The sequence below is a fragment of the Spiribacter roseus genome, assembly GCF_002813635.1.
Lineage (GTDB): Bacteria > Pseudomonadota > Gammaproteobacteria > Nitrococcales > Nitrococcaceae > Spiribacter > Spiribacter roseus.
The window spans coordinates 1,028,874-1,055,052 of record NZ_CP016382.1; the positions used below are offsets into that span (position 1 = coordinate 1,028,874).

Annotated in this window: 29 protein-coding genes and 1 tRNA gene; 14 read left to right on the forward strand and 16 right to left on the reverse strand. The window is 64.3% G+C overall.

What is annotated here, in order from left to right; all coding sequences use genetic code 11:
• The first annotated feature begins 1 nt into the window (after position 1).
• Genes BBH56_RS05095 through BBH56_RS05105 form a run of 3 tightly spaced genes read left to right on the forward strand, consistent with a single transcriptional unit; the run spans position 2 to position 2,611 of the window.
• Positions 2 to 1,102, forward strand: a complete 1,101-nt coding sequence (locus BBH56_RS05095; RefSeq protein WP_148122141.1) for an amino acid ABC transporter permease — start codon at positions 2 to 4, stop codon at positions 1,100 to 1,102.
• Positions 1,103 to 1,117: 15 nt separating this feature from the next.
• A complete protein-coding gene (locus BBH56_RS05100) occupies positions 1,118 to 1,921 on the forward strand; it encodes an amino acid ABC transporter ATP-binding protein (protein ID WP_069134024.1) in 804 nt (267 codons plus the stop codon).
• A 15-nt stretch (positions 1,922 to 1,936) separates the two neighbouring features.
• Complete coding sequence (locus BBH56_RS05105; protein WP_069134023.1) at positions 1,937 to 2,611, forward strand: response regulator; 675 nt, start codon at positions 1,937 to 1,939, stop codon at positions 2,609 to 2,611.
• On the opposite strand, the gene BBH56_RS05110 is transcribed toward BBH56_RS05105, so the two are convergent.
• The 3 genes from BBH56_RS05110 to ppsR all read right to left on the reverse strand — a co-directional run bounded on the left by BBH56_RS05110 (position 2,612) and on the right by ppsR (position 4,404).
• Complete coding sequence (locus BBH56_RS05110) at positions 2,612 to 3,034, reverse strand: Rrf2 family transcriptional regulator (protein ID WP_144348430.1); 423 nt, start codon at positions 3,032 to 3,034, stop codon at positions 2,612 to 2,614.
• A gap of 11 nt (positions 3,035 to 3,045) precedes the next feature.
• Positions 3,046 to 3,519, reverse strand: coding sequence for a DUF1249 domain-containing protein (locus BBH56_RS05115; protein WP_144348431.1), 474 nt, complete (start codon positions 3,517 to 3,519; stop codon positions 3,046 to 3,048).
• A gap of 63 nt (positions 3,520 to 3,582) precedes the next feature.
• Positions 3,583 to 4,404, reverse strand: coding sequence for a posphoenolpyruvate synthetase regulatory kinase/phosphorylase PpsR (gene ppsR, locus BBH56_RS05120; RefSeq protein ID WP_069134020.1), 822 nt, complete (start codon positions 4,402 to 4,404; stop codon positions 3,583 to 3,585).
• Between the two features lie 77 nt (positions 4,405 to 4,481).
• Between ppsR and ppsA the strand changes: the two genes are divergently transcribed.
• Together ppsA and BBH56_RS05130 are read left to right on the forward strand one after the other, a co-directional pair.
• Positions 4,482 to 6,857: a phosphoenolpyruvate synthase gene (gene ppsA, locus BBH56_RS05125; RefSeq protein ID WP_069134019.1), complete on the forward strand. Its 2,376-nt coding sequence runs from the start codon at positions 4,482 to 4,484 to the stop codon at positions 6,855 to 6,857.
• Positions 6,858 to 6,865: 8 nt separating this feature from the next.
• Positions 6,866 to 7,690 (forward strand): sulfurtransferase, encoded by an 825-nt coding sequence (locus BBH56_RS05130; protein ID WP_318262494.1) that lies wholly within the window; start codon positions 6,866 to 6,868, stop codon positions 7,688 to 7,690.
• A 12-nt stretch (positions 7,691 to 7,702) separates the two neighbouring features.
• Here BBH56_RS05130 and orn read toward each other — a convergent pair whose 3' ends face one another.
• Positions 7,703 to 8,263, reverse strand: coding sequence for an oligoribonuclease (orn, locus tag BBH56_RS05135; protein ID WP_069134017.1), 561 nt, complete (start codon positions 8,261 to 8,263; stop codon positions 7,703 to 7,705).
• Between the two features lie 73 nt (positions 8,264 to 8,336).
• Between orn and rsgA the strand changes: the two genes are divergently transcribed.
• The 6 genes from rsgA (at position 8,337) to BBH56_RS05165 (ending at position 13,581) form a co-directional block, all read left to right on the forward strand.
• Positions 8,337 to 9,224, forward strand: coding sequence for a ribosome small subunit-dependent GTPase A (gene rsgA / locus BBH56_RS05140; RefSeq protein ID WP_148122143.1), 888 nt, complete (start codon positions 8,337 to 8,339; stop codon positions 9,222 to 9,224).
• Positions 9,221 to 9,715, forward strand: coding sequence for a hypothetical protein (locus BBH56_RS05145; RefSeq protein ID WP_148122144.1), 495 nt, complete (start codon positions 9,221 to 9,223; stop codon positions 9,713 to 9,715). The genes rsgA and BBH56_RS05145 overlap by 4 nt, the downstream gene beginning before the upstream one ends.
• Positions 9,716 to 10,204 carry a hypothetical protein gene (locus BBH56_RS05150; RefSeq protein ID WP_148122145.1) on the forward strand — a complete coding sequence of 163 codons (489 nt, stop codon included), beginning with the start codon at positions 9,716 to 9,718 and terminating at the stop codon, positions 10,202 to 10,204.
• A gap of 234 nt (positions 10,205 to 10,438) precedes the next feature.
• On the forward strand, positions 10,439 to 11,401 hold the full coding sequence (locus tag BBH56_RS05155) for an ABC transporter substrate-binding protein (RefSeq protein ID WP_148122751.1): 963 nt from the start codon (positions 10,439 to 10,441) through the stop codon (positions 11,399 to 11,401).
• Between the two features lie 152 nt (positions 11,402 to 11,553).
• On the forward strand, positions 11,554 to 12,501 hold the full coding sequence (locus BBH56_RS05160) for an ABC transporter permease (protein ID WP_318262495.1): 948 nt from the start codon (positions 11,554 to 11,556) through the stop codon (positions 12,499 to 12,501).
• An 18-nt stretch (positions 12,502 to 12,519) separates the two neighbouring features.
• Complete coding sequence (locus BBH56_RS05165) at positions 12,520 to 13,581, forward strand: ATP-binding cassette domain-containing protein (protein WP_148122146.1); 1,062 nt, start codon at positions 12,520 to 12,522, stop codon at positions 13,579 to 13,581.
• Positions 13,582 to 13,654: 73 nt separating this feature from the next.
• Here BBH56_RS05165 and BBH56_RS05170 read toward each other — a convergent pair whose 3' ends face one another.
• From BBH56_RS05170 to BBH56_RS05215, 10 genes are all read right to left on the reverse strand, one after another.
• Entirely contained in the window at positions 13,655 to 14,002 is a 348-nt protein-coding gene (locus BBH56_RS05170) for a carboxymuconolactone decarboxylase family protein (protein ID WP_148122147.1), read from the reverse strand.
• An 18-nt stretch (positions 14,003 to 14,020) separates the two neighbouring features.
• Entirely contained in the window at positions 14,021 to 15,388 is a 1,368-nt protein-coding gene (locus BBH56_RS05175; protein WP_198515187.1) for a TolC family protein, read from the reverse strand.
• Between the two features lie 23 nt (positions 15,389 to 15,411).
• The gene (locus BBH56_RS05180) at positions 15,412 to 17,361 is read right to left on the reverse strand and encodes an FUSC family protein (protein WP_148122149.1); all 1,950 of its coding nucleotides are present in this window, start codon (positions 17,359 to 17,361) and stop codon (positions 15,412 to 15,414) included.
• Positions 17,358 to 18,461 carry an HlyD family efflux transporter periplasmic adaptor subunit gene (locus BBH56_RS05185; RefSeq protein ID WP_157809098.1) on the reverse strand — a complete coding sequence of 368 codons (1,104 nt, stop codon included), beginning with the start codon at positions 18,459 to 18,461 and terminating at the stop codon, positions 17,358 to 17,360. The genes BBH56_RS05180 and BBH56_RS05185 overlap by 4 nt, the downstream gene beginning before the upstream one ends.
• Before the next feature lie 48 nt (positions 18,462 to 18,509).
• The gene (locus tag BBH56_RS05190; RefSeq protein WP_148122151.1) at positions 18,510 to 18,707 is read right to left on the reverse strand and encodes a DUF1656 domain-containing protein; all 198 of its coding nucleotides are present in this window, start codon (positions 18,705 to 18,707) and stop codon (positions 18,510 to 18,512) included.
• Positions 18,704 to 19,396: a YrhK family protein gene (locus BBH56_RS05195; protein WP_069134007.1), complete on the reverse strand. Its 693-nt coding sequence runs from the start codon at positions 19,394 to 19,396 to the stop codon at positions 18,704 to 18,706. The genes BBH56_RS05190 and BBH56_RS05195 overlap by 4 nt, the downstream gene beginning before the upstream one ends.
• A gap of 145 nt (positions 19,397 to 19,541) precedes the next feature.
• Positions 19,542 to 21,719: a catalase/peroxidase HPI gene (gene katG, locus BBH56_RS05200; protein WP_148122152.1), complete on the reverse strand. Its 2,178-nt coding sequence runs from the start codon at positions 21,717 to 21,719 to the stop codon at positions 19,542 to 19,544.
• A 327-nt stretch (positions 21,720 to 22,046) separates the two neighbouring features.
• Positions 22,047 to 22,137: transfer RNA gene (locus tag BBH56_RS05205), tRNA-Ser, on the reverse strand.
• A 37-nt stretch (positions 22,138 to 22,174) separates the two neighbouring features.
• Positions 22,175 to 22,507: a DUF1820 family protein gene (locus tag BBH56_RS05210; RefSeq protein WP_069134005.1), complete on the reverse strand. Its 333-nt coding sequence runs from the start codon at positions 22,505 to 22,507 to the stop codon at positions 22,175 to 22,177.
• 120 nt (positions 22,508 to 22,627) lie between these two features.
• Positions 22,628 to 23,290 carry a peroxiredoxin gene (locus tag BBH56_RS05215; RefSeq protein ID WP_069134004.1) on the reverse strand — a complete coding sequence of 221 codons (663 nt, stop codon included), beginning with the start codon at positions 23,288 to 23,290 and terminating at the stop codon, positions 22,628 to 22,630.
• 108 nt (positions 23,291 to 23,398) lie between these two features.
• Between BBH56_RS05215 and BBH56_RS05220 the strand changes: the two genes are divergently transcribed.
• From BBH56_RS05220 to BBH56_RS05230, 3 genes are all read left to right on the forward strand, one after another.
• Positions 23,399 to 23,869, forward strand: coding sequence for a hypothetical protein (locus tag BBH56_RS05220; RefSeq protein WP_148122153.1), 471 nt, complete (start codon positions 23,399 to 23,401; stop codon positions 23,867 to 23,869).
• A gap of 49 nt (positions 23,870 to 23,918) precedes the next feature.
• Positions 23,919 to 24,275, forward strand: coding sequence for a histidine triad nucleotide-binding protein (locus BBH56_RS05225; protein WP_148122154.1), 357 nt, complete (start codon positions 23,919 to 23,921; stop codon positions 24,273 to 24,275).
• Between the two features lie 107 nt (positions 24,276 to 24,382).
• Positions 24,383 to 24,841: a hypothetical protein gene (locus BBH56_RS05230; RefSeq protein ID WP_157809099.1), complete on the forward strand. Its 459-nt coding sequence runs from the start codon at positions 24,383 to 24,385 to the stop codon at positions 24,839 to 24,841.
• Here the strand turns inward: BBH56_RS05230 and derI are convergent.
• Complete coding sequence (derI, locus tag BBH56_RS05235; protein WP_148122156.1) at positions 24,838 to 25,296, reverse strand: D-erythrulose-4-phosphate isomerase; 459 nt, start codon at positions 25,294 to 25,296, stop codon at positions 24,838 to 24,840. The two genes, BBH56_RS05230 and derI, sit on opposite strands and share 4 nt — an antisense overlap.
• A gap of 35 nt (positions 25,297 to 25,331) precedes the next feature.
• Positions 25,332 to 26,090 carry a triose-phosphate isomerase gene (locus tag BBH56_RS05240; RefSeq protein WP_148122157.1) on the reverse strand — a complete coding sequence of 253 codons (759 nt, stop codon included), beginning with the start codon at positions 26,088 to 26,090 and terminating at the stop codon, positions 25,332 to 25,334.
• Positions 26,091 to 26,179 lie beyond the last annotated feature (89 nt).

The window sequence follows — 26,179 nt, forward strand, 5'->3', positions numbered from 1 at the left end:
CATGGCCCCGCATCAGCCCCTGCCCAATCAGCCCCCTCCGGTGACGCAGCGTGGCGTCATCCGCTGGCTGCGCGCCAACCTTTTCTCGAGCTGGATCAATGGTCTGGTCACTCTGGTGGTGGGCTACTACCTGCTGAGCACGCTCATTCCGCTGATCGACTGGGCGTTCATCGGCGCGGTCTTTACCGGCGATGGCGTCGACGCCTGTCGGCCCGGCAAGGCCTGCTGGATATTCGTCGAGGAGCGCTTCGGCTTTTTCATGTATGGCTTCTATCCCGAGGCCCTGCGCTGGCGGCCCACCCTGGCGTTCGTGCTGTTCGCCCTCGCCGTTGTCCCGCCGTTTCTGCCACTGCCAGCCAGGCTGCGGCGCGGCGTCGCCATTTTCGGTCTCACCGGGTTACCGGTGGGTGGGTATATCCTGATCGCCGGCGGTGTGTTCGGCCTCGAGTCGGTGGATACCTCCCAGTGGGGCGGGCTGATGCTCACCCTGATACTGGCCTATGTGGGCATCATCGCCGCCCTGCCCATCGGCGTCGCCCTGGCGCTGGGGCGACGCTCCGAAATGCCGGTCATCCGCGGCATCTGCGTGATATTCATCGAATTCTGGCGGGCGGTGCCGCTGATCACCATCCTTTTCATGGCCTCGGTCATGCTGCCGCTGTTCCTGCCGGATGGGGTGACCTTCGACAAACTGCTGCGGGCACTGATCGGCATCACACTGTTCCAGGCCGCGTATATGGCCGAGGTGGTGCGCGGTGGACTCCAGGCAATCCCGAAGGGACAGTATGAGGCGGCCGAGGCGCTGGGGCTGGGATACTGGCGCCGCATGCGGCTGATCATCCTGCCGCAGGCACTGAAGATCGTCGTCCCCGGGATCGCCAATACCGTGATCTCGCTGTTCAAGGACACCACGCTCGTATTGATCATCGGTCTGTTTGACCTGCTCGGTGCGGTCAAGTCAACGCTCAGCGACCCGGCCTGGAACAACGTCATGGCCGAAGGATATCTATTCGTCGCCTTCTGTTTCTGGGTATTCTGCTTTGGGATGTCGCGGTACAGCCACCGCGTTGAAAAGCAGCTCGATACCGACCATCGGCAGTAGTAAAGGACACCCGGCATGGAAAACAACGGCACGGGCTTCGAGGCCGAGACCCTGACCACCCCGGTTGAATCGGCCGCCAGTGATGAGAGCATCATTCAGGTCAACGACCTCAACAAGTGGTTCGGCGACTTCCATGTGCTCAACTCGATCAACCTCGATGTCCAGAAGGGCGAGCGCATCGTGATCTGCGGCCCGTCCGGGTCGGGCAAGTCCACGCTGATCCGCTGCCTCAACCACCTCGAGGCCCATCAACGCGGCCAGATCATCATCGACGGCGTCGAGCTGAATGAAGACGTCAAGAACATCGAGGCCATCCGGCGCGAGGTCGGCATGGTGTTCCAGCAGTTCAACCTGTTCCCGCACCTGAGCGTGCTCGAGAACTGCCTGCTGGCGCCCATCTGGGTCCGTAAGACGCCCCGGCGCGAGGCCATCGAGATGGCCATGCACTATCTCGAACGGGTGCGCATCCCGGAACAGGCGGACAAATACCCGGGCCAGCTCTCAGGCGGACAGCAGCAGCGGGTGGCCATCGCCCGGGCCCTGTGCATGCAGCCCAAGATCATGCTGTTCGATGAGCCGACCTCGGCGCTCGACCCGGAGATGATCAAGGAGGTCCTGGATGTCATGGTCGAGCTGGCGAGCAGCGGCATGACCATGCTGTGTGTCACCCATGAAATGGGCTTTGCCAAGACCGTGGCGGACCGGGTGATCTTCATGGATGACGGCCAGATCGTCGAGGCCGCGCCACCCCGGGACTTTTTCACCCGCCCCGAGCAACCGCGGACCCGCGAGTTTCTCGAACAGATCCTGCAGCACTGAGGAACGGATGATTGGATGAAGCGCGCTCTGGTCATCGACCCGGATGGCGACGAACAGCAGCGGGTCCAGAACATCCTCTGCAGGCTCTGGCCCGAAATTGACCTGATCGCTGTCTCCGACATCAAGTCGGCCCATGGGCAGCTTGGCCGCTCGATGCCGGGACTGCTCATCACCGACTTCTATCTGCCCGACGGCTCGGGGCTTGAGCTGATCGAGCAGATGCGCATGCTCTACCCCGATTCGCCGCGCGTGCTGCTGACCCGGCATGATGACGAGGCCCATCTGCGGGCGGCCCTGCGCCAGGGCATTGACGGCTATATCCTCAAGGACCAGGGCAACGACGGGATCCAGGCGCTATTCGCCGCCATCGGCAAGGGAGACCCCGGGCTCTCGCCCGAAATCACGCGCCTCGCGCTGCGGCAGTTTGAAGCGCCACTGACTGAGCCGGGGTCCGGCACGGGCTCTGAACCCGCCGATAGCGAAGCGGCCGGACTGACCCAGCGCGAGATCGAGGTCCTTGCCCTGCTCTCCCAGGGGCTCGATCGGCATCGGGTGGGCGAGGCACTGGTGATCCGGCCGTCCACCGTGGCCGGCCACATCAAGTCGATCTATCTCAAACTCAATGTATCGACCCGTGCCGAGGCGACCCTGGCGGCGGTCAAACTCGGCCTCGTCGACCTCGAACCGTAGTCACCCGTCCAGCGACACCAGCGCGGGATCCGCGGCAAGGTCGGCCAGCGTGATACCGGCCAGAAAATCCCGGATTTGATCGGACAGATCCGACCACAGGTCATGGGTGATGCAGTGATTGCCCGCGTCATCATGCCCACCCCCGTCATCCACCATGGCGGCAGCCGGCGGATCCACCGCCATGATGACCGCCGCCACGCTGATCGTGTCGGCCGCCCGGGCCAGGCGATAGCCGCCGCCCGGTCCGCGCATGCCATGGACCAGTCCGTCGCGGCGCAGATCGGCGAACAGCTGCTCAAGATAGGACAGGGAGAGCGACTGACGCTGGGAGATATCCGCCAGCGTGACCGGCCCACCGTCCTGATGCAGCGTCAGGTCCATGATGGTGGTCAGGGCGTAGCGGCCCTTCGTTGAAAGGCGCATGCAACCCCCTCCTAGACGGCCCAGCGTCTTGCGGAAGGCCTCAGCACGACCGCTTCGCCGCTGGCACTCGGAAAACCGTGTCCCTCGCCAAGACAGTAGCGCAGCCAGCGATAGAGGAACCGGTTGGCCCCCCAGCGCCAGGCCAGCGGCGCCTGCCCCGCGGTCTCGGTCTCAGTGGCCAGCACCTCGGCCACCCGGGCATCGTGATAGATACGCACCTGCAGATCCGGCAGCGACTCATCACCATCACGACGGGCAAACCGGTGGGTGAGCATCAGCGTGGTGGTGTAGGGGCAACGTTCAATGACTTCAAGATGCAGATCGGGGCCGCGGTCAACGCTCGAGACCTGCGCGTCACGCCGTCCGTCAAGCTGCGGCACCAGGCGGCGCAGGAAGATGTAGTTGCTCTCGTAGAGCTCCATGAGCGCGGCGAAACTGCCCTGCGGCGGGCGCTCTGCAACGAGTTGGCCAGGCTGCTTGATCATGCGCGGATGCTAGCACAGCCACGCGGCGTGGGACGCCCCCTGACTGGCATCAAAGCCGGGATTTTAATAGAGTCGCCGCGGAAGATGACGCGACTGGATGATCATCGCCGCGATCTCCTCAATGGACATGGTGGTGGTGTTCGAGAAAGGCAGTTTCTCCTGGTGAAAAAGCCCCTCGGCGCGAGCCGTTTCATACTGACACTGGCGCAGCGACGCATAACGGGTGTTCGCGCGCCGCTCGGCACGGATCTGGGCGAGCCGTTCGGGGCGGATCGTGAGCGCGTAGATCCGCTGGCGGAACGGCCGCAGCACTTCCGGCAGCCGGCCACTGAGCAGATCATCATCAGTCAGCGGATAGTTCGCCGCGTAGATCCCGTACTGAAGCGCCATGTAGATGCAGGTCGGTGTCTTGCCCGAGCGCGACACGCCGACAAGGACCACGTCGGCCTGCTCGTAGTGACGCACCGCGGCGCCATCGTCGGCGGATAGCGCGTAGTTCATGGCATCGATACGCAGCTTGTACGCCCCGGGATCGGCAATGCCATGGCTGCGGCCGATGGTGTGGCTCGACTCCATGCCGAGCTCGCTTTCGAGCGGGCCGATGAAGGTGTCAAAAAAATCAAGCACCACGGCGTTGACCCGCCGCAGCCGGTTGCGCAGGCCCGCATCGATGATGGTACTGAAAACGATGGGGCGCACGCCGCTGGCGCGTCCCGCCGATTCGATCTGCTCGATGGCGGCATCCACCGCGTCCGGGCTGTCGGTAAAAGGCATGCTCACCGGCGACGCCTCGAGCGCGAACTGAGTGAGCAGGCTGTGGCCAAGCGTCTCGGCGGTAATCCCGGTGCGATCCGATATGAAAAAGACACTGCGCGATTCAGACATGGCGGGACTCGACTTGATCAACGATAATCACGCATCAGTATACCGGTGCGGCACATACTTTTAACGGGAGAGCGGTAGTGAGCGAATATGTAGTCTGGTTCGAGTCGCTGGGCATGGACGATGTCGAGCGGGTGGGCGGCAAGAATGCCTCGCTCGGTGAGATGATCAGCAACCTTTCCGGCGCGGGCGTGCAGGTCCCCGGGGGCTTCGCCACCACCGCGCAGGCGTATTGGGACTTTCTGGATGAAAGCGGGCTGCGGCCGCGGATCGAGGCCGCCCTCGACGGCCTCGACATCGACGATGTCCAGGCGCTGGCACGGGTTGGCGCACAGATCCGCTCGATGATCATCGAAACCCCCTTCCCGGCGGAACTCGACGAAGCGATCGCGAAGGCCTGGTCGCAGCTGGTCGAGCGTTCGCAGAAAGCCGATCTGTCGGTGGCGGTGCGGTCCTCAGCGACCGCCGAAGACCTGCCCGACGCCTCCTTCGCCGGCCAGCAGGAGACCTTTCTCAACGTCCGCGGGCTTGACAACGTCCGCCGCACGATCCGGGACGTCTTCGCCTCGCTGTTCAACGACCGCGCGATCTCCTACCGCGTGCACCATGACTTTGCGCACGACAAGGTCGCGCTCTCAGCGGGCATTCAGGAAATGGCGCGCACCGATGTCGGTGCCTCGGGCGTGATGTTCACCATGGACACCGAATCCGGCTTCCGTGACGTGGTGTTCGTGACCGCCTCCCACGGTCTTGGCGAGACCGTGGTGCAGGGCTCGGTCAACCCCGACGAGTTTTATGTTCACAAGGCGACGCTGGCCGCCGGGCGGCCCGCCGTCCTGCGCCGGACGATGGGTGAGAAGGCCATCAAGATGGTCTATGAGGACGACCCGGACAGCGACGAGACGGTGCGGGTCGTTGAGACATCACAGGCGGAACGGGCCGGTTTCTGCCTCAGTGATGCGGATGTCGAGTCGCTGGGGCGTCAGGCGATGACCATTGAGGCCCACTATGGCCGCCCCATGGACATCGAGTGGGGTAAGGATGGCGAGACCGGGCGCCTGTACATCCTCCAGGCCCGGCCAGAGACGGTGAAAAGCCGCGACGGCGGCCAGAGTCTACAGCGCTACCAGCTCCACGAACGCGGTCAGGTGCTGGTTGAAGGCCGCGCCATCGGTCAGCGTATCGGCGCCGGCCGCGCCCGTGTGGTGGATGATCTCGAGGACATGCACACCGTCGAGGCCGGCGACGTCCTGGTCACCGACATGACCGATCCCGACTGGGAGCCGATCATGAAGCGCGCCTCGGCGATCGTCACCAACCGCGGCGGGCGGACCTGCCACGCCGCCATCATCGCCCGCGAACTGGGCATTCCCGCGGTGGTCGGCACCGGCAATGGCACCGACCGCCTGCATGATGGCCTCGAGGTGACGGTGTCCTGTGCCGAGGGGGATACCGGCTACATCTACCGGGGCATCCAGGATTTCGAGATCCGCAACATCGAGCTGGGCAACATGCCCGAGCTGCCATTCAAGATCATGATGAATGTGGGCAACCCGGACCGCGCCTTCGACTTTGCCCAGCTGCCCAATGCCGGCGTAGGGCTGGCCCGGCTCGAGTTCATCATCAACCGCATGATCGGCATCCATCCCCGGGCACTGCTGGAGTATGACCAGCAGCCGGATGACCTTAAATCGGTCATCGACAATCAGATCGCCGGTTATGATGATCCGGTCAGTTTCTACGTCGATAAACTCGCCGAGGGCATCAGTACACTGGCCGCGAGCTTTGCCGATCAGCCGGTGATCGTGCGCATGTCCGACTTCAAGTCCAACGAGTACGCCAACCTCATCGGCGGGGCGGCCTACGAGCCCGAGGAAGAGAACCCGATGATCGGCTTCCGTGGGGCGTCGCGCTACATCTCGGAGGACTTCCGGCCCTGCTTTGAGCTCGAATGCCGGGCCCTGCGCAAGGTGCGCGAGGAAATGGGGCTGACCAATGTCTGGATCATGATCCCGTTCGTGCGCACCCCCGATGAGGGCCGTCAGGTGGTGGATCTGCTTGCCCGCAACGGGCTCGAAAAAGGTCGTGACGGGCTGAAGGTCATCATGATGTGCGAGCTGCCGTCGAATGCCGTGCTGGCCGACGAGTTCCTCGAGATCTTCGATGGCTACTCCATCGGCTCCAACGATCTCACCCAGCTCACCCTGGGGCTGGACCGCGATTCAGGACTGGTCGCGCACCTGTTCGAGGAGCGGGACCCGGCCGTCAAGGCGCTGCTGCACATGGCGATCCAGGCCGCCAACAAGGCGGGCAAATATGTCGGGATATGCGGCCAGGGCCCCTCGGATCACCCCGACCTGGCGCGCTGGCTGATGGATGAGGGCATTGATAGTGTCTCACTCAACCCTGACAGCGTGGTCGAGACCTGGCTGTACCTGGGCGGCGAGACCCACTGATGGCGGCCATGCCACGAGTGATCGCGGCGCATCATCTGGCGCAGCGCCTGGGCGACCCCGGGATCCAGGTGGTGTTTGTGGGCGATGAGACCGTTCACGCTCAGGGCCACATCGAGGGGGCGACCTGCCTGCGCTATGCGGATCTGGTAGCCGCCCGGCCCCCGGCCAGCGGGCTGCTGCCGGATTCGGCCACACTCGCGAGGGTGCTGGCCGAAGCGGGCATCACCCCGACGCGGCATGTCGTTGCGTATGATGCAAGCGGCGGTGGCGCCGCCTCGCGACTGCTCTGGACCCTGGACTGCGTGGGTCACGACGACTGGTCGCTGCTCGACGGCGGACTGCCGGCGTGGCGGGCGGAAGGACTGCCACTGGTGGCCGACAACCACGCAGCCCGGGCCGAGGCGCCGCCCTACCCCGTCGATACGGCCGCCAGCCGCGCGCGGGCGGACGCCGACTACATCGAATCACACCTCGACGACCCGGATGTGGTCATCCTCGATGCCCGCTCGCCGGGCGAGTATCGCGGCGACGACGTTCGCGCGGCACGCGCCGGGCATATTCCCGGCGCCGTCAACCTGGACTGGACCGATAACGTCGACGCAGCCGGTGACGGCCGCCTGCGGCCAGCGGAGAGCCTGCGCGAGGCCTATGCCGCACTCGGCGTAACGCCCGAGCGCGAGGTGATCACGCACTGCCAGACGCATCACCGCTCATCGCTGAGCTATGTCGTGCTGCGCTGGCTCGGTTTCGAGCGGGTCCGCGGATACGATGGGTCCTGGTCGGAATGGGGTAACGACCCGCGGCGCCCCGTCAGTGCCGGGAGCAACGCCTGAGCACGCCCGACATCAACCGCCCCGTGCCGCCTCGCACAGAAAACTGGCGCGGTAGTGGCGCAGCTCGGCGATGGAGTCGCGGATATCGTCAAGCGCCAGATGCGAGCTCGTCTTACCGGTGGTCTCGGCCACGGAAGGCAGCCAGCGCCGCGCCAGCTCCTTGAGCGTGCTCACGTCGATGTGCCGGTAGTGGAAGTACCCCAGGAGCTCGGGCATCACCCGATGGAGGAAGCGACGATCCTGACAGATGCTGTTGCCGCACATGGGCGACACCCCCGCCGGCACCCATTGCTCGAGGAATCGCAGGGTCTGACGCTCGGCCTCACGCTCATCCACCACGCTCTGACGCACCCGCTCGAGCAGGCCCGAGCCACCGTGCTGGGTCTGATTCCACTCGTCCATGCCGGCCAGCACCGACTCAGGCTGATGGATGGCCAGCACCGGCCCCTCGGCAAGCACATTCAGATCGGCGTCAGTGACGATCGTGGCAATCTCGATGACCTGGTCGCGATCGACGTCGAGCCCGGTCATTTCAAGATCGATCCAGATCAGATTCGTCGCCGAGTAAAGCATTGGTCTGCATTCCCCTTGCCTGCGTTGAGCCGGCAGTCTACCAAAGCCACTCCCCGACCGAGACACCCACGCCATGGATGAGACCGGCAGCCGCGTGATCGTGAGCAGCGGCAATCACTGCCTTGTGGCCGACTCGTCCGGCGCGCTGCATCGCTGCCACCCCCGCAGTCGGCGCGCGCCCCGTCCGGTCTGTGGCGACCGGGTGGACTGGTCCGCCGACGCCACCGCGGGCTGGATCGATGCGATCCGGCCGCGCACCAATCTCATCGAACGCGGTGACTTTCGCGGTCGACCCCGGGGACTGGCCGCCAATATCGACCGCATTGTCGTGGTGATCGCCCCACAGCCTGTCCCCGACGCCCTGCTGATCGACCGCTATATCGTCCTCGGCGAGGCACTGCGCATTCCGCTGCTCATCTGGTGTCACAAGCAGGACCTGGCCCCGTCGACGCCGACGGGGGCGATGCACGCCTTACGGACACGCTGCGAGCACCAGGGGATCGTCCTGATGACGGGCAGCCTCCTATCCGACGACGGGCTCGCCCACCTGCGGACCGCGACCCGCCATGAAGCCCTGATCCTGGTGGGGCAGTCCGGGGTCGGCAAATCGTCCATCACCCAGGCCCTCATCCCCACGGCATCGCGGCGTATCGGGGAAATATCCGCGACCAGCGGCCAGGGCCGGCATACCACCAGTGCGACCACTTGGTTCGAGCGCCCCGATGGGGGCGCCGTGGTCGACTCGCCCGGGGTCCGCACATTGCGGCTCGACCATCTATCCGCGAGTGACGTGGATGCCGCATACCCGGAGATTGCGGCGGCCACCCGCCGCTGTCGTTTCAATGACTGCCGTCACGGCCATGAGCCCGCCTGCGCCATTCGGCAGGGGCTGGAGAGCGGTGAAATAGACGCCGGGCAGTGGCAACGCTGGCAACGCCTTCGTGAGGAAACCGGCGGATGACGGTGTTTTTCGTGGTGCTGGCCGCAGCCGCCGGCACCCTCCTCGCCCAGCGTCAGGGCGTGGAGGCCGTGACCGGTGCGCTTCTATCAGCCGGCGAGCTGATCGCCCTGGTCATTCCACTGGTGGTCATCGCCATTGTCATGGCGGCCTATGCCCAGGCCCTGCTACCCCGGGAGATCGTTGAACGATGGCTCGGCCGTGATGCCGGCTGGCGCGGACTTTTCATCGCCATTGCCGCCGGCGCGGTCACCCCGGGCGGACCGTTCATGGCGTTTCCGCTGGTTGTCGGACTGCGTGCGGTGGGTGCCTCGCTGCCGATCTGCATCACCTACCTGACCGCCTGGTCGGTGCTCGGAATCCAGCGCATCCTGATCTGGGAATTACCCTTCTTTGGCGTCGACTTTGTTGTGCTGCGCCTTCTCGTGTCACTGCCCCTGCCGCTGATCGCGGGCGTCACCGCCCAATGGCTGGGCGAGCCGGTGCGCCGCTGAATGGTCTATGCCTATCTGAGCATCCTCGGCATGGCACTGACCCTTGGCGTGATGGGCCATCGCCACAGCGGAGTCAGCCATGCCAGCGTCATCCGTGGGGCGTGGCGACAGCTCGCTCCGCTGCTGATCCGACTGCCCATCGCACTGATTGCCGCAAGCCTTGTCGGTGAATTGATCCCCCAGGCGCTGTTCGGCGAGTGGCTCGGTGCCCGCTCGGGGCTCACCGGCGTTGTCATCGCCTCGGCGCTCGGCGGCATCCTGCCGGGCGGGCCGACCGTCACATTCCCACTGATCCTGGTGCTCGAGCGCGCCGGCGTGGGCACCCCGCAGCTCATCGCGCTGCTGACCGGATGGTCGTGTTTTGCCCTCCATCGTGTGCTTGCCTATGAACTGCCGACCCTCGGCTGGGCGTTCGTCTGGCGCCGCTGGTTGGTCAGCATGGTGCTGGGCCCGCTGGCGGGCGCCCTGGCCCTTTCCTGGCTCGGATGAGTCCGGCCGTTTGCGCTGATCAGAAAAGTTGATCTATAGTTAACTCAACTTGGACACGGAGACCGGGCAATCCGATACCCGATCGACCGCGCAAAATTCAGACTGCATGCGCTGTGCAGCAGATTCTCCCCTTTCCATCGCACCGGTGCAGGCGCGACCCCGTTATCAGCGGGTACTCGGGCCGCCCCGGCTGATGGCCAATCCTTCAATTAATCCAAGATAATGGAGAAAACCATGAGTAAGCGTCCTCTATACGCCCTCGTCCTCGCCGGTGCGATGGCACCCATGGCGGCCAACGCCGAGTGCGGCGAAGTGTCCGTCGCCGAGATGAACTGGACCTCGGGCGGCATCATGACCGGTGTCACCGAGTTCCTGCTCGAGCAGGGCTATGGCTGCGATGTCACGGTTGTGCCGTCGGCGACCACCACCGCGATCACCTCGCTGGCCGAGAACAACGAGCCCGACATCGTGCCTGAGCTGTGGGTCAACTCCGCCCCGCTGTACTTCGAGCTTGCCGAAGAAGGCAAGGTCGTGAAGGCCTCCGACGCCTTCAGCGAAGGCGGTACCGAGCACTGGCTCGTGCCGAGCTACCTCGTCGAGGAAAACCCCGAGCTCGGCACCATTGAAGGGATCCTGGACAACCCCGATCTCGTCGGCGCCCGTTTCCACAACTGCCCTGACGGCTGGGGCTGCCGGATCGTCAACGACTCGCTGAAAGAGGCGTTTGATCTGGAAGGCAATGGCATCGAGGTGTTCAACCACGGTTCCGGCGAGACCCTTCAGGCCGCCATGGCATCGGCCTATGAGGCCGGAGAGCCCTACTTCGGCTACTACTGGGGTCCCACCGCACCGCTCGGCAAGTACGACTTCGTGAGCGTTGATCTGGGTCCGTACAACGAGGAAGTCCACGACTGCAACCAGAACACCGAGTGCAACGAGGTCGGCGTCTCGTCGTTCCCGTCCGCCAGCGTGTTCAACGTCGTGACCGCGGATCTGGCCGAGCGCGAGCCGGAAGCCTTCGAGCTCATGCAGAACGTCACGTTCGACAACGACGTCATGAACGGTCTGCTGGCCTGGCATACCGATAACGAGGCAACCGTTGACGAGGCGGTCGTCTACTTCCTGCAGAACAATCAGGAAGAGTGGATGAGCTGGCTGAGCGAGGATGCCCGTTCCAACCTGCAGGGCATGTTCTAAGGGCACGCGCCTTGACATGACCACAGGCGTCGGGGCTTCCGCCCCGGCGCCTTTTCTCATCCCACGAAAGGAATCCGCCGATGGCGACCTACGATTTTATTTTCAATAGCCTGGGACTGCGCCAGTGGTGCGGCGAAAAAGGTGGTGGATCCATGAGTATGGATGACCTCCTGGCCAGCCAGAACACCGGTTCGCCCTCCCTATGGGAACTCCCGTTCCCGTCCCTCGACAACCTCAACGAGGCCTGCCCGGCCATTGCCCAGACGCGAGATCTGACCAGCGGTCTGGAGAGTGGCTTCCTTGCCATCAAGGACAGCCTCAAGTTCGTGCTTGACCCGATCACCCAGCCATTGAGCTGGTTTTTGAACGGCGCCCTCAACATGTTCCAGACCGTGCCCTGGTTCATCATGGTGCCGATCATGCTGGCCGTGGTGTTCGTCGCCTCCAAGTCGGTCCGGCTGGTGGGCATGGTGGCCGCCATGATCCTGTTCCTCGCCTTCATCGACCACTACGACTACGCCATGCAGACGCTGGCGATCATCTTCGTCTGCTCGCTGATCTGCGTATTGCTGGGGGTGCCCATCGGCATCGCCATGTCCCGCAGCGACAACCTGCAACGCGGTATCACGCCGGTGCTGGATATGCTCCAGACCCTGCCGCCGTTTGTGTATCTGATCCCGCTGATCTTCCTGTTCTCGATTACCGAGCCCAAGCTCTACGGCATCGCGATCATCCTCTACGCCATCGTGCCGGTGATCCGACTGACCAACCTGGGGATCCGGCTGGTCGACAAGGACGTGATCGAGGCCGCGGACGCCTATGGCATGACCGATCGGCAGAAGCTCTATGGCGTGCAGATCCCGCTCGCACTCCCCAACATCATGGCGGGTGTCAACCAGACCATCATGATGAGCCTGGCCATGGTCGTGATCGCCTCGCTGGTGTCCGCGCCGGGTCTGGGCGTGCTGGTGCTGCGCGGCATCCGCAACCTCGAGCTGGGTGTGGGACTGGTTTCCGGGCTCGGCATCGTCCTCCTCGCCGTCATCCTCGATCGTGTGACCAAGGCCGCACTGGCCCGCGTCAACACGTCGCAGCAGTAATCACAGGAGGTCGATTCAATGAGCGATCAGATAAAGATCTCGATCCAGCATCTGTACAAGATCTTCGGTGACGACCCGGCCGCAGCGCTGGAACACGTCAAGGCCGGTGTCAACAAAACCGATCTGCTCGAGCAGTACGGACATGTCCTGGGGCTCCAGGACATCAACGTGGACATGGCGGATGGTCAGATCACCGTCATCATGGGGCTGTCCGGCTCGGGCAAATCGACGCTGATCCGGCACCTCAACCGCTTGATCGAGCCCACCTCCGGTGACGTCACGGTCAATGGCGAGAATGTCATCGCCTATGACGAGACCGCGCTGCGCCAACTGCGGCGTGAGCACATGTCCATGGTGTTCCAGAAGTTCGGCCTGCTGCCCCATCGCACCATCGCCGAGAATGCGGCAATGCCGCTGATCGTGCGCGGTGAAGACAAGCAGGCCGCCCTGGAGGAAGCCAGCAAATGGCTCAAGCGGGTCGGGCTTCAGGGTAATGACAACCAGCACCCGCATCAGCTCTCCGGTGGCATGCAGCAGCGGGTCGGTATCGCACGGGCGCTGACGTCCAACTCCGACATCATGCTGATGGACGAGGCCTTCTCGGCACTCGATCCGTTGATCCGCACCGACATGCAGGACCTGCTGCTCGAGCTGCAGCAGGAACTGCACAAGACCATCGTGTTCATCACCCATGACCTGGACGAGGCGCTGAAGCTCGCCGACCATCTGGTGATTCTCAAGGACGGCTATACGGTGCAGCAGGGCGAGCCGCAGGACATCCTCCTGCGACCCAATGACCCCTACATCATCGACTTCATCAGCGACATCAACCGCGCCCGCGTGCTGCGGGTCCGCTCGGTGATGCAGCACACCCGCGAGCCCATTGACGGCCCCGTTGCGGGAGAGATCGACGAGGAGTCCAACCTCGAGTCGGTGATTGCCGCCTCGGATGGTGACACCGGGTTGGTCTATCGGGTGACCAAGGACGGAGAGCAGGTGGGCATGATCGACATGCAGACCCTGGTCAAGGCCCTTGTGCCCACCAGCGCGGCGGTGGATGGCGTGCGCGGCAATTACTGAGCCGACTGCCCGCGGGTAGAAAAAGGGGCCACGCCATCGGCGTCGGCCCTTTTTTTGTGCTCAGACGAGAGGGTCAGCGGTCTTCGGCAAAGGCGTCGAATGCCTCCAGCGCCTGAGCGCCATAGACGAATGCCGGGCCGCCGCCCATGTAGAGGCAGACCCCGATGGTCTCCAGCACCTCGGCGCGGGTCGCGCCGTACTCGGCCGCCGCCTTGGCATGAAAGGCGATGCAGCCCTCGCAGCGAATCGCCACACCAATGGACAGCGCCATCAGCTCCTTGTCCTTGGCACTGAGCGCGCCGTCCTTTTCCGCCGCCTTCGAGAGCTGGGTAAAGCCCTTGGCGACTTCGGGATGCCCCTTGCCGAAGGACTGCATGAGCTTGGTCAGCTCGTCGGTTGTGTTCGCCCAATCCTTGTACATCGATGACTCCTTGACGTCTTACTGAAAGTTACCCGTCTCGAAGGCAAGCACTGCCACCGAGACATGCGCGTCGGCCCGCGCCTGCGAGGCGAGCTGTTCGGCATCGAGAAGCCCGTTCTGTGCGGCCAGCACATCGGGCAGATTGCCGACCCCCTCGCGATAGGCCGAGAGCGTCGCCTCGGCCGTCCGGCGCGAGGCCGCCACCAGGGATTCGGCACTGCGCACCGCCTCGACCGCGGTCCGCATGCCCTCATAAGCCGTGATGATGGCCGCCTCGGCCTCATTACGCACGGCAGCGAGGGCCGCTTCGGCGCCCGCCACTTCGGCTGCCGCGGCGCTGCGTCGACTCTCCCGAAGCCCACCATTGAAGATGGGCACCTCGAGCGTCAACAGCGCAAGGCTGTCCGTCGCGGGTAGATCAAATCGATTACGATTGATCGCCAGCCCACCCTCGTTACGAGCCAGCGACGCCACCACACCGACTTTGGGCTGGAATTCGGCCTCGGCACCAGCCTGTGCAGCGCGCTGCGCCTGGAGATTGAGCACGGCCTGGAGAATGTCGGGCCGGTGCACCAGGGCGTCGCGGACAAGACCATCCAGCCGCTGGGTCATCTCCACCGGCAAAGGCATGGGCCCCGTGGCGATCGCCAGATCATCATCCGGCGCGACACCCACGCTTGCCAGCAGGGCGGCGCGCGCGCTCCGGGCCTCGCCCCGGGCGCGTAGATCATCAAGCTGGGCCTGCGCCAGCGCCTGCTCGGCCTGGGCGACCTCGACAACATCGCCCAGGCCCTGATCCCGCCGGGCCCGAGCGGCCGCCAGAATCCGCCGGCTATTGGCAAGCGCCTCTGCCGCCGCCTCCGCTTGGGTGCGCGCCGATCGCAGCTCGTGGTACTCGCGGGTCACATCGAGCACCGTTTCCTGGTGGGCCAGGTTGAACCCGATGTTCTCCGAGAGCGCGAGTCGGCGCGCGAGTCTGACAGCGGCATCGCGACCGCCGGAATCGTAAAGGAGCCACTCCGCATAGACCGTGGGCACGGTGGCCGTGGCGGTATTGTCGACGGTGGTACTGCCAAGTCCGGGCAGGTCATAGGTAATGTCGGAGCGCCCGCGCCCCATGACCAGTCCCGCGCCGATCTGCGGGAAATACTCGGCGCTGGCCGCATCCACGGCATGGGCGGCAACCCGTGCCTGCTCCCAGGCGACCCGCGTCTCGGGGTTGAGGCGCTGAGCGAGATCAATAAGCGCCGGCAGATCGTGCGGCGCATCCCCATGCACGGCTGGCATCGGGCGATCCGTCGCCCCCAGTGCCTGCTGGGCCTGATCGGTCAGCGTCACGGGCACATCCCACTCAGTCACTGAGCTTGCCGGCGCCAGCGAATCCATGCGCGGGGAACATCCGCAGAGGACTATGACGAGAGCGCTGGCTGCGGCGACTCGGCCGCGCAGGGAGCGGTACGGCATCCTGCGATCTCCTGGAGGTAATTGACGAGGGCCTGGTCCTTCGCGTCCGCGCCGGTGGCACGCAGTGACGGGTCGGCGGTGCGTGTCCATGGCGGCGCCAGGCGGCCCATGGCGAAGGTCTCGGCATCCTGCTCGAATGCCTCGGCAAACGCTTGCGTGTTGATCAACGGGGCACCGGAGGCCCGCGCCCGGCGACGCTCGAGCGTCGATGCCACGGCGAGGGTGGTGAACGCCTCATCGACGGCGGCGCCCCAGGCGGGGGTGATGGAATCGATTTCGACGGCCCGCTCGAAGGCGGTGTAATCCTGCAGGTCCCGCGCGCGCCCCAGGCCCGCGAGCACACCCGCGCGCTCGGGCAGCGGACTCCCCCGGAGTCCGGCCGCCACGGACCGGTAGGCCCGCTGAATCCCATCGGCGACATCCACCCGCATGGGCAGCGGCCAGAGCGCGACAAAGGCGAACGCGCAGGCCAGCGAGCCGAGCAGGATACCGATGATGCGCCCGGTGGCCGGCTCGAAATCGTAGCTCGGGCCGAAATTCACCCCAAAAGTCCCGAAGGCCTCGAGCACCACGAGAAAGAACGCGAGGACAATCTGAAAGCCCGCGTAGGCAATCCGCTCGGAGCCGACCCCGATCCAACCGCCAATGGATGCGACAACGAACACCAGTAGCGCGAGCTGGCCGACATCATTCATGAGTGGGACGAAATAGATCAGACTCAACGCCGCGATCGCCGCCCCGATCAGACACCCGATCATCCGCAGCGTCATCTTGTGAACCGACTCGCCCAGAGTGGCCTCTGAGACGTAGTAGCAGGTAATCAGGCAAGTGTGGACGCTTACCCACTCAAGTCCGGTAAAAAGCACGATGCAAGCCATCGCCGCCAGCGTGACCTTGGTGGCGAACTGCCAGTGGCGGGGTTCGGCCAACAACGCCCGAAACCCGACTGACTCGTTGGCGCGGGCGGGCGCCGCCGGCAGCGGGTCGCCTTTGAGAATACCGCCCACCCGACGCAGCTGCGCCGCCACGTCCTCGGCGGTGGCCGCGACCAGTGGCCTGTCGGCGGCGGACTCGGGGGCTCTCGCATGGACCATCGCCGCGGTGTCGGTCAGGGCCGCCGCCAGGCCGGACCGCGTGCGCTGATCGGCGCCGCTGGCGTCCAGGGCCGCCACCGCCAGCATCAGCTCGAGCAGCTCTCGGTCGAGCGCCTGCAGCCGCTGCCAGTCCGCCCGGGAAGTCGAGAGGCCCGCAAACTTATTCAGATCCTCGACCCGTGCCGGCGCCGCCGTGGCCCGTTCGGCAAAGGCCCGGGCATCGATCCGCCCGGCGAGCCGCTCCTCCACCGCCGCAAGCCGTTCCGCCAGACGATCTTCGACCACGCCCACCGCATTACGCCCGAACAGATACGCCAGCACCCCGATGGTGATCATCGCCACGATGACAATGGGCCCCACCCAGGCGATACCGCGAGTGAGCAGTTCGATCTCGTTGGGGATGGGCAGATTGACCACATCCGGCAGGATCACCAGAAACGTCAACAGCATCGCCAGCGTACTGGCGATGGGTCCGAGTGGCGTAGCGCTCGCCAGCCACATTCCGACAAATGTGATCACCGCGACCAACGCCATGCGCGCCGGTGGGTTATCCACCACCGCGGCGAGCATCGGGATGGACAGACCCACCACCAGGATCGAGAGTGCGGCGAAAACCACCGCCACGGCGATGGTGCCGTTGGCATCGGGCCGATAGGCGAAGAAAACCAGATAGGCGGCCAGACCCGCTTCGGGAATGCGAAGCGTCATGGACACCACGACGATGGCGGTACAGAGCCCTCCGATGGAGACGGCGTCACGAAAACGCCCCGGTCGCGGGGCGAGATCCGCGAGAATGCTCACCGCCCTCCTCCGGACTCAGGGGCCGCGCTCGCATCGGGCGTGAACACGACCCGGGCCGACGCCCCCAGCCGCCGCAGGTGATCCGGTGGGTTGTCGAGTTTGACGCGCACCGGGAAGCGCTGCGCCACCTGTACCCAGTCAAGCGTTGCCTGAACGTAGGGCAGCCGGCCGGCCAGATCGACGTCATCCGACAGCTGTATGCCCCGCCCAATGCTCTCGACCCGGCCCTTGACGGCCGTGCTGGTATCAATTGCGACACTCACTTCCGCGTCGCTCCCGGGGCGTATCCCGGCGAGGTCGGTTTCCCGCACGAGTGCCACCGCCTGCCAGGACTGGTCATCAATGAGGGTGAGGATCGATTCGCCCGGGACCAGGTACTGCCCCCTGGCCGCGGAAAGACCCACGACAACCCCATCGAACGGCGCCCTGACAGTGGTCTGCTCAAGCTCCCAGCGGGCGAGCTGTGCCGCCGCCCGGGCCGCATCGCGCTCAGCCTCCAGCGCCTCAGCGGTCTCGATGAGATCGACGCTCGCAACGGCCGCCTGTTGTGCCTGACGCAGCGCCGTCTGCGCATTGGCACGGGCGGTGACGGCTTCATCATAGGTCTGCTGCGAGACGATGCCCGCCTCTGCCAATGGGGTCAGGCGCACCACAGTACGCTCCGCCAGCGCCAGGTCGTCTTCCGCGCGCTGAATCTCGTCACGCGCGCCATCGGCGTTGGCAGCCTCGGCCTCAATCCGCCGGCGGGCGTCCGCCAGTTCGGCCTTGGCGGCGTCGAGCGTGGCTTCAGCCTGACTGAGCGCCATGGCGTAGGGGGCCGGGTCGATCGTGAACAGAACCGCCCCGGCTTTCACCGACTGATTTTCGCGAACGCCGATCTCGACAACACGGCCCGGCAACGGGGCGCCCAACAGCGTCGTATCCGCCGCGATCTGGGCATCACTGGTCCGCGGGCGCGTATCGAGCGTGCTCACCACCCGCTCGCCCATGATGCCGGCACCCAACAGCACGCCAATCAGCAGGCCGACCCCGATTATCCGGCGCCAGCGCCCCGGCGATCCCGAGCCGGCACCATGGCGGTCGGTGATTCGCTGGCGCATCGCCTCCCGGGCGCTCATCGCTGTCCCTGCCTTCTGACGGCGTGGCGATCAATGGCTGGCATAGAGGACCTCCCAGAGAATGAACGTCACCAGCAGGAAAAGCGCCAGATTGAACACCGGCCTGGCGGGAATCGCAGCCCCCAGACCCACCCAGCGCAGGATCAGCGTCAGCCCGATGGTGATCAGCGCCGCCGCCGCCACCACCAGAATCCAACCGGGGAAAAGGGTGCCAAACAGCGGGATCATTGCGAGCGATACTCCCGCACCCGGACCCAGGCGCGCAGATAGTTGAAAAACCCGCCGGCCAGGAACAGGACACTGCCGACCAGATACTGCGCCCCCAGAAAATCCGACAGCTCGATCGCAAGCCGCGAATCCCCGATGTTCCACAGATAGGGAATGGAGGCGGTGGTGAAGAGCACCGCGCCGGCCACAAAGCTGATGCCGGTCAGGGTGTATAGGCGCAGGGCGCGCGCACTGAGATGGTGGACCTGGAGCACATTGACGAATGGCGAGGCGGTGAACAACAGGCTGCCGATGATGAAGCACCAGGCGCCCGCGACCGTCAGGTCCACGAAGGTGAAGAACAGGACGCTGCCGACAAGGAACAGGATCGTGCCGATCAGATAGCCGCTGGCCGCAACCAGTTCGAGTGAACGCCCCCGGTGCGGCTCGCGCCGGTAGCGCAGCACCTCCAGCACATCATGCGCCGTGACCAGCAGATAGAGGATGGAGCCAATGAAAAAGCCCCAGACACCCCAGTTGAGTTCGGCCTCCAGCGCAGGAAAAAAGAACAGGCTGCCAAAGATGAACGCAACGCCGCCAAAGACGTAGAGAATGGCGTTAACGCTCTCCCAGACAAACGTGCGTCCCGCCTTCTCGGAGGACTCGAGCAGGTCATAGGCCCGGCTGCGGTTGACGAAAAGATGAGGCATGAGGTCCTGAAACCTGTCATCAATGGATCGGCGCTAGATATTGCCACGAAAAGGCCGCCGCGCCGAGTCTCCGGGGGATCCGACACAAAAAGCCCCGCCGGGGCGCAGTGGCCGCGGCGGGGCTTCGCTTCACGGGGTGAAGGGCTCAGGCGACGCGATCGAACCGATCGTTGTCCATCACCTTGGTCCAGGCGCTGATGAAGTCGTTGACGAACTTCTCCTGGTTGTCGTCCTGCGCATAGACCTCGGCATAGGACCGTAGGATCGAGTTGGAGCCGAACACCAGGTCGGCCCGGGTGGCCGTCCATTTGACCTCGTCGGTCTGCCGGTCACGCACCTCGTAGCGGTTGGTGTCCACCGGCTTCCAGGTGTTGCCCATGTCGCACAGGTTGACGAAGAAGTCGTTGGTCAACTCGCCGGTCCGGTCGGTGAACACACCCTCCTGCGTGCCGCCGTGATTGGTGCCGAGCACCCGCATGCCGCCGACAAGCACGGTCATTTCCGGCCCGGTCAGACCCAGCAGCTGGGCGCGGTCGAGCATGAGCTCTTCGGCGCTGACGACGTAATCCTTCTTCATCCAGTTGCGGAAGCCATCGGCCTCGGGCTCCAGGACATCGAAGGACGCGGCATCAGTCTGCTCTTCGCTCGCATCACCCCGTCCGGTCAGGAACGGCACCGTGACATCGTAACCGGCCGCCTTGGCCGCCTGCTCGATGCCGACGTTGCCGGCCAGAACGATGGTGTCGGCCAGGCTCGCCCCGGCATCACGGGCCAGCGGCTCGAGCACACCGAGTACCTTCTGCAGCCGCTCAGGCTCGTTACCGGCCCAGTCCTTCTGGGGCGCCAGGCGGATGCGGGCGCCGTTGGCACCGCCGCGCAGGTCCGAGTTGCGGAACGTGCGGGCGCTGTCCCAGGCGGTCGCGACCATTTCATCGATCGACAGGTCACTCCCGGCTATCGCCGCCTTGAGTGCATCCACATCGTAATCGCGGTTGCCCGCGGGCACCGGATCCTGCCAGATCAAGTCCTCATCCGGGACATGCGGGCCGATGTAGCGGTCCTTGGGACCCATGTCACGGTGCGTGAGCTTGAACCAGGCGCGGGCGAACACGTCGTCGAAATAGGCCGGGTCGTTGTAGAACCGCTCCGAGATCTCCCGATAGGCCGGGTCCATCTTCATGGCCATGTCGGCATCGGTCATGATCGGATTGAGTCGGATGGAGGGATCCTCGACATCAACCGGCTTGTCCTCTTCCTTGATGTCCACCGGCTCCCACTGCCAGGCGCCGGCCGGGCTCTTCTTGAGCTCCCACTCGTAATTGAGCAGCAGATAGAAGTAGCCGTTGTCCCACTCGATCGGCTTCGTGGTCCAGGCGCCCTCAATACCACTGGTGACCGTGTCACGCCCGACGCCGCGCGTCGTGTGGTTGTTCCAGCCAAGGCCCTGCTCTTCGACGTCGGCCGCTTCCGGATCGGGCCCGAGCAGCTCGGCATCGCCATTGCCGTGGCACTTGCCCACGGTGTGACCGCCAGCGGTCAGCGCGACGGTTTCCTCGTCGTTCATCGCCATGCGATCGAAGGTCACCCGCACCTGTTCGGCCGTAGCCAGCGGATCCGGGTTGCCGTTGACACCCTCGGGGTTCACGTAGATCAGTCCCATCTGGACGGCGGCCAGCGGGTTTTCCATCGTCTCGGGGTTCTCAACATCCTCGTAGCGCTCGTCACTGGGCGCAAGAAATTCCTTCTCCGAGCCCCAGTAAATGTCCTTCTCGGGATGCCAGATGTCTTCACGGCCATAACCAAAGCCGAACACCTTGAGGCCCATGGACTCATACGCCACCGTGCCGGCAAGGATGATCAGGTCCGCCCAGCTCACCTGATTGCCGTACTTCTGCTTGAGCGGCCACAGGAGGCGGCGTGCCTTGTCCAGGTTGGTGTTATCCGGCCAGGAGTTCAGCGGCGCGAAGCGCTGGTTGCCGGTGCCCCCACCGCCCCGGCCGTCGGATGTGCGATAGGAGCCAGCAGCATGCCAGGCCATACGGATCATGAGGCCCCCATAATGGCCCCAGTCGGCCGGCCACCAGGACTGGCTGTCCTTCATGAACGCCCGCATGTCATTCCACAGCGCTTCGTAGTCGAGCTTCTTGACTTCCTCGCGGTAGTCAAAATGCTCGCCCATCGGGTTGGTCTTGGTGTCGTGCTGGTGGAGGATTTCCAGATTCAGCGCGTTGGGCCACCACTCCATATTGTCGCTGCTCTGGCTGGTCGCCCCGCCATGCATGACCGGGCATTTGCCCGCTTTATCGATATCGGCTGCTGCCATAGCTCGTATACTCCGCTCGTGCCAATGGTTGCTCTTCAGGCTGCAGTTATAACAAACACAGCTGAGGATGGAAGTTGTTGCTGCCAATGGGGGTAATAGCTGGGAGCAATCGAGCGAGGCTTTCTGTTAGCTGCAATCAATAGGTGGGTCTGGCGGAGAGGGAGGGATTGATTCGGCCCTGCGGGCCTCACCCTACGGGCGCCTCGCGGCGCTCGGCGTCCCAATCGCTCTCGCGATTGGTCGAACCCACTATCTGCTTGTACCGAGGGTTCGAACCCCTGGCACTGTCAGACACAAAAAAGGGGCCCGCGGCCCCTGTTTTATGTCTGGCGGAGAGGGAGGGATTCGAACCCTCGGTACGGGGTTACCGTACACGCGCTTTCCAGGCGCGCTCCTTCGACCGCTCGGACACCTCTCCAGAACAGCGTGCAGGTTAATTCACACCCGGCTCACGATCAATCGGTGCGGTGCCCCGGGGTGTAAACCGAGCTGGGGAACGGTGTGACGTTGCCGTCCGCCTCAGAGATCTTAGCGGTGCCTTCCTTTTCGACCTCGTCGACTCGGACAATGGAGTGCATGGGCACATAGGTGCGCTTGACGCCTTCGAACTCGCTCTTGAGTTTCTCTTCGGCGGGATCCACGACCACCTGGGTGCGCTCGCCAAAGGTGAGCTCCTCAATCTCCACAAACCCAAGCAGCCCGCCATCGGAAATATTACGGGCATAGATTTCATATATCTTGCCCTGATTGTGGAAGATCACGCGATAGATATGCTCTGCAGACGCCATGCGGGTCCCGCCGGTGATTGCTGACATTAGCCGGGGAGCGTAACACGCGAGGCCATCGGGCACATTCGAGGCGGGAGGGGCGGACCGGGCCAGCCCCTGCTGCCCCGGCCTTTAACCGATTCAGTCCGCCGGCTGCTTGGCCACCCGCAGATACGGCTTAAGCGTTTCCCAGCCCTCGGGGAATTTATCCCGGGCCTGCTCGTCACTGACCGCCGGCGGGATGATGATGTCATCACCGTCCTGCCAGTTCACGGGCGTCGCGACCGTATGTCGGGCGTTCAGCTGAAGGGAATCGAGCAACCGCAGGATCTCGTTGAAGTCACGCCCGGTGGTCATCGGGTAAACCAGCATCGCCTTGATGCGCTTGTCCGGCCCCACGACGTAGACGGCACGCACGGTGGCGTTGTCCATGGCCGTGCGACCCTCGCAGCTGTCACCCTCGTCCTCCGGCAGCATGTCGTAGAGCTTGGCGACGGTCAGGTCCGTATCGCCGATCATCGGATAATTGGGCGCCGTCCCCTGAGTCTCCTCGATATCCTGCGCCCAGGTGGCATGGTTTTCGACCGGATCCACCGACAGGCCGATCACCTTGGTGCCACGCCTGTCGAACTCAGGCTTGAGCTGGGCCATGTAGCCGAGCTCAGTGGTGCAGACCGGCGTGAAGTCCTTCGGATGCGAGAAAAGAATCGCCCAGTTGTCACCGATCCAGTCATGAAAGCGGATCTCGCCTTCGGTTGTTTTGGCGGTAAAATCCGGCGCGAGGCTTCCGATACGCAGTCCCATCAAAACGCTCCATTGATTTGTGTTGGATAGCAATACCAGCACCGTATGACGGGACAGGCCCCAAACCAAAAGAATCATTTCTTATCTTTATATAACCGGATCGTATAAATGCACGCATGGGAAGGACAGAACTTCAGCGACGTCAGCCTGCTCACCCAACGCCGTGACCCCCGTCGGTTCCAGGTCGGCTGTGCCACCAGCAACGGCGAGGCCGTGGTGCTGCAGTGGTTTCGCAACATGCCCGAGATCTCGCAGTGGTTGCGACGCATGGAGCCGCAGCGCTGGGCGCTGCGGGGGCCTGCGCTGATTGCGATCAAATCGGCACTCGAGCCGATACTCACCCGGGTCGATGTGTATGGCCTCGAGGAGGACAGCCGCCTCGCCCACAACCGCATCACGGCCGATCATTACCAGATCCTCTGGTGGGGCGATTTCACGACCTTCGCGGCCGCCGGTGACCACTGGTCGGACACGTTTCTGACCCGCGAAGGACTCACGCCAGTGGATGCCGCCGACAACACCCAGGCGAGGACCCTTGCCGAAGCACTCCGGGCGCGGGTGGACGCCAAAGCCGACTGACATGGGGCAGCGCTTGCGTCGTGCGGGATGTCGGCCTTAATCTCGCCCCATGAGTAAACCGTGCATTTTCTGTGAGATCGTCGCTGGGCGGATGGATGCCGATGTAATCCATCGGGATGACCAGGTGGTGGCCTTTCACGACATTCACCCTCAGGCGCCCACGCATGTGCTGATCATCCCACGCAGGCACATCGAGAGCATGGTCGATATCCAGCCCGATGACGCGTCCCTGATCGGCCACATGCACCTGACCGCCAAAAAGCTCGCCCACGAGCTGGAAATCGCGGACACGGGGTATCGCAGCATATTCAACTGCGGCCGTGATGCCGGGCAGACCGTCTGGCATATCCATCTCCACCTAATGGGTGGGCGCAGCATGGGCTGGCCGCCCTGGCCGGGGAACTGAGCAGGCAGGCCGACTGGCGCCGACGCCCGGAGTTGACGCCGAGCAACATTGGCGCGTAATGGTTGCCCACGGCCGCGCGCGCGATCACTCCGCTTTTGTGGATATGGATGACCGGCGCTCTGCTTGGGCTGCCCGGCGGCCCCGGCCCCTTGCCTGACGCCATTCAGACCCTGTACGCGATAGCGCTAGGCATCGTCATTCTGCGGTCGGTGGGCAAGGCGTCATCGCCCCAAGGATGGGCGCTTGCAGTCCCCCTTGCGGCAGCCTTGGTGGTGCTGGCGGCCGGCAGCGTGGTGACCGCCATCGGCAGCGGACTGAACGATGAACCGCTGCGCGAACAAGGCCTCGCCATTGGCACCGTGGCTGGCGTATCAGCCCTGGCGGTACTGGCGATCCCGCGAAAAGCCTCGTTGCGCTGGGCATCGGAGCCGTCGATCCTGGTTATCGGCGGTGCAACGGCATTGCGCCTGATTGCACCCTACGACCCGGCCATTCTGATCGGCACGGCAGCGATGTGGTTTGTCGGCGGATTGCTAATCGCCCACCGCTGCCGGCAGCCGGTCTAGGTTCCCGTGTGATACTTGGCGTCAACTTCGTTGATCGCGGCCACGTTACCCGCCGACCGTCCCTGCGGATCAAACTCACAGGCCATGAACGCATCGGCTACCGACTTGGCCAGTTCCGTGCCAACGACCCGTGCACCCATCGTGATGATTTGCGCGTTATTCGAGAGTGCAGCCCGTTCGGCGGAATACGTGTCATGGCACTGGGCGGCACGAATGCCCGGCAGCTTGTTCACCGACAGGCAGACCCCGATGCCGGTCCCGCAGATCAGAACAGCACGGTCGTAGGTCCCCGCTAGCACCGCTGAGCCGACTCGGTCGGCGAGCATCGCATAGAACGGATCAGGGCCCCGCTCAGTCCGCGAGACATTCTCCACGTCATGGTTTTTTGCCAGGTGCTCGGCAAGCACCTCGGCCAGTCCTTCTCCGGCACTGTCACCGGCAACGGCGATTTTCATATCACTCTCTCCTGATAGCTGGAGACCACTCGGTCTCATGCGTCGGCGCAGCGGCCAACGATTTCCAGATAGTCCTCCGCCTGCCAGGCGGCGCGACCGATGAATAGCCCGTCAATATCGGGCTGGCGGACATAGTCACGGCAGTTCCCGGCGTTGACCGAGCCCCCGTAGAGACAGGGCACAGACCGGCCGGTCGCCGCGCGGGCAACCTCAGCAATCACGGCATGCCGGGCCTGGGCGTAGGCCGCGCTGGCCGGCGTCCCGCCCTCGCCGATGGACCAAACCGGCTCGTAGGCGAGCAACACCGTCGCCTGACGGTGCTCTGGGGCAACGCCACTCAGGGCGGCGCGGACCTGCTGCGCCAACACACGGTCGGCCTGCCCGTTGGCCCTGTCGGCGGCGGTCTCGCCAATACAGATCAGCGGTGTCAGACCATGACGCAGAGCGGCCGCCACCTTCTGCGCCACCCTCCCATCGGTGTCCCCGAAGTGCGTTCGGCGCTCCGAATGGCCCAATTCAACGAGGCTCGCCCCGCAATCCCTGACCATTGACGCCGATACCTCTCCGGTCCAAGCACCAGCATCAGCCCAATGGATGTTCTGCGCGCCGATCCTCACATTCGTGGCGGCGAGCGCCTCCGCAACCACCGCAATACTCGTATACGGAGGGATCACGAAGGGTTGCATATCGCTCGGGAAGGACTGGGGCGCCACGGCCGACGCCCACGTCAGTGCCTCATCCCGCGTTTTGTTCATCTTCCAGCTGGTGCCGATCCAAAGCTTTGCGGTTGCCATGCCGTTGCCGTCCTGTGATTTGCCCGACCCTGGGACTCGCGTTCTTTATAACACGCCAGGCCTTTTTTATAACACTTTAAATTGATAAG

Excerpts from the sequence above, each read along its gene's own strand:
- BBH56_RS05095 (WP_148122141.1), top strand. The coding sequence starts at position 2 with ATGGCCCCGCATCAGCCCCTGCCCAATCAGCCCCCTCCGGTGACGCAG.
- BBH56_RS05100 (WP_069134024.1), top strand. The coding sequence starts at position 1,118 with ATGGAAAACAACGGCACGGGCTTCGAGGCCGAGACCCTGACCACCCCG.
- BBH56_RS05105 (WP_069134023.1), top strand. The coding sequence starts at position 1,937 with ATGAAGCGCGCTCTGGTCATCGACCCGGATGGCGACGAACAGCAGCGG.
- BBH56_RS05110 (WP_144348430.1), bottom strand. The coding sequence starts at position 3,034 with ATGCGCCTTTCAACGAAGGGCCGCTACGCCCTGACCACCATCATGGAC.
- BBH56_RS05115 (WP_144348431.1), bottom strand. The coding sequence starts at position 3,519 with ATGATCAAGCAGCCTGGCCAACTCGTTGCAGAGCGCCCGCCGCAGGGC.
- ppsR (WP_069134020.1), bottom strand. The coding sequence starts at position 4,404 with ATGTCTGAATCGCGCAGTGTCTTTTTCATATCGGATCGCACCGGGATT.
- BBH56_RS05130 (WP_318262494.1), top strand. The coding sequence starts at position 6,866 with ATGCCACGAGTGATCGCGGCGCATCATCTGGCGCAGCGCCTGGGCGAC.
- orn (WP_069134017.1), bottom strand. The coding sequence starts at position 8,263 with ATGCTTTACTCGGCGACGAATCTGATCTGGATCGATCTTGAAATGACC.
- rsgA (WP_148122143.1), top strand. The coding sequence starts at position 8,337 with ATGGATGAGACCGGCAGCCGCGTGATCGTGAGCAGCGGCAATCACTGC.
- BBH56_RS05145 (WP_148122144.1), top strand. The coding sequence starts at position 9,221 with ATGACGGTGTTTTTCGTGGTGCTGGCCGCAGCCGCCGGCACCCTCCTC.
- BBH56_RS05150 (WP_148122145.1), top strand. The coding sequence starts at position 9,716 with ATGGTCTATGCCTATCTGAGCATCCTCGGCATGGCACTGACCCTTGGC.
- BBH56_RS05155 (WP_148122751.1), top strand. The coding sequence starts at position 10,439 with ATGAGTAAGCGTCCTCTATACGCCCTCGTCCTCGCCGGTGCGATGGCA.
- BBH56_RS05160 (WP_318262495.1), top strand. The coding sequence starts at position 11,554 with ATGAGTATGGATGACCTCCTGGCCAGCCAGAACACCGGTTCGCCCTCC.
- BBH56_RS05165 (WP_148122146.1), top strand. The coding sequence starts at position 12,520 with ATGAGCGATCAGATAAAGATCTCGATCCAGCATCTGTACAAGATCTTC.
- BBH56_RS05170 (WP_148122147.1), bottom strand. The coding sequence starts at position 14,002 with ATGTACAAGGATTGGGCGAACACAACCGACGAGCTGACCAAGCTCATG.
- BBH56_RS05175 (WP_198515187.1), bottom strand. The coding sequence starts at position 15,388 with ATGGATTCGCTGGCGCCGGCAAGCTCAGTGACTGAGTGGGATGTGCCC.
- BBH56_RS05185 (WP_157809098.1), bottom strand. The coding sequence starts at position 18,461 with ATGCGCCAGCGAATCACCGACCGCCATGGTGCCGGCTCGGGATCGCCG.
- BBH56_RS05190 (WP_148122151.1), bottom strand. The coding sequence starts at position 18,707 with ATGATCCCGCTGTTTGGCACCCTTTTCCCCGGTTGGATTCTGGTGGTG.
- BBH56_RS05195 (WP_069134007.1), bottom strand. The coding sequence starts at position 19,396 with ATGCCTCATCTTTTCGTCAACCGCAGCCGGGCCTATGACCTGCTCGAG.
- katG (WP_148122152.1), bottom strand. The coding sequence starts at position 21,719 with ATGGCAGCAGCCGATATCGATAAAGCGGGCAAATGCCCGGTCATGCAT.
- BBH56_RS05210 (WP_069134005.1), bottom strand. The coding sequence starts at position 22,507 with ATGGCGTCTGCAGAGCATATCTATCGCGTGATCTTCCACAATCAGGGC.
- BBH56_RS05215 (WP_069134004.1), bottom strand. The coding sequence starts at position 23,290 with ATGGGACTGCGTATCGGAAGCCTCGCGCCGGATTTTACCGCCAAAACA.
- BBH56_RS05220 (WP_148122153.1), top strand. The coding sequence starts at position 23,399 with ATGCACGCATGGGAAGGACAGAACTTCAGCGACGTCAGCCTGCTCACC.
- BBH56_RS05225 (WP_148122154.1), top strand. The coding sequence starts at position 23,919 with ATGAGTAAACCGTGCATTTTCTGTGAGATCGTCGCTGGGCGGATGGAT.
- BBH56_RS05230 (WP_157809099.1), top strand. The coding sequence starts at position 24,383 with ATGACCGGCGCTCTGCTTGGGCTGCCCGGCGGCCCCGGCCCCTTGCCT.
- derI (WP_148122156.1), bottom strand. The coding sequence starts at position 25,296 with ATGAAAATCGCCGTTGCCGGTGACAGTGCCGGAGAAGGACTGGCCGAG.
- BBH56_RS05240 (WP_148122157.1), bottom strand. The coding sequence starts at position 26,090 with ATGGCAACCGCAAAGCTTTGGATCGGCACCAGCTGGAAGATGAACAAA.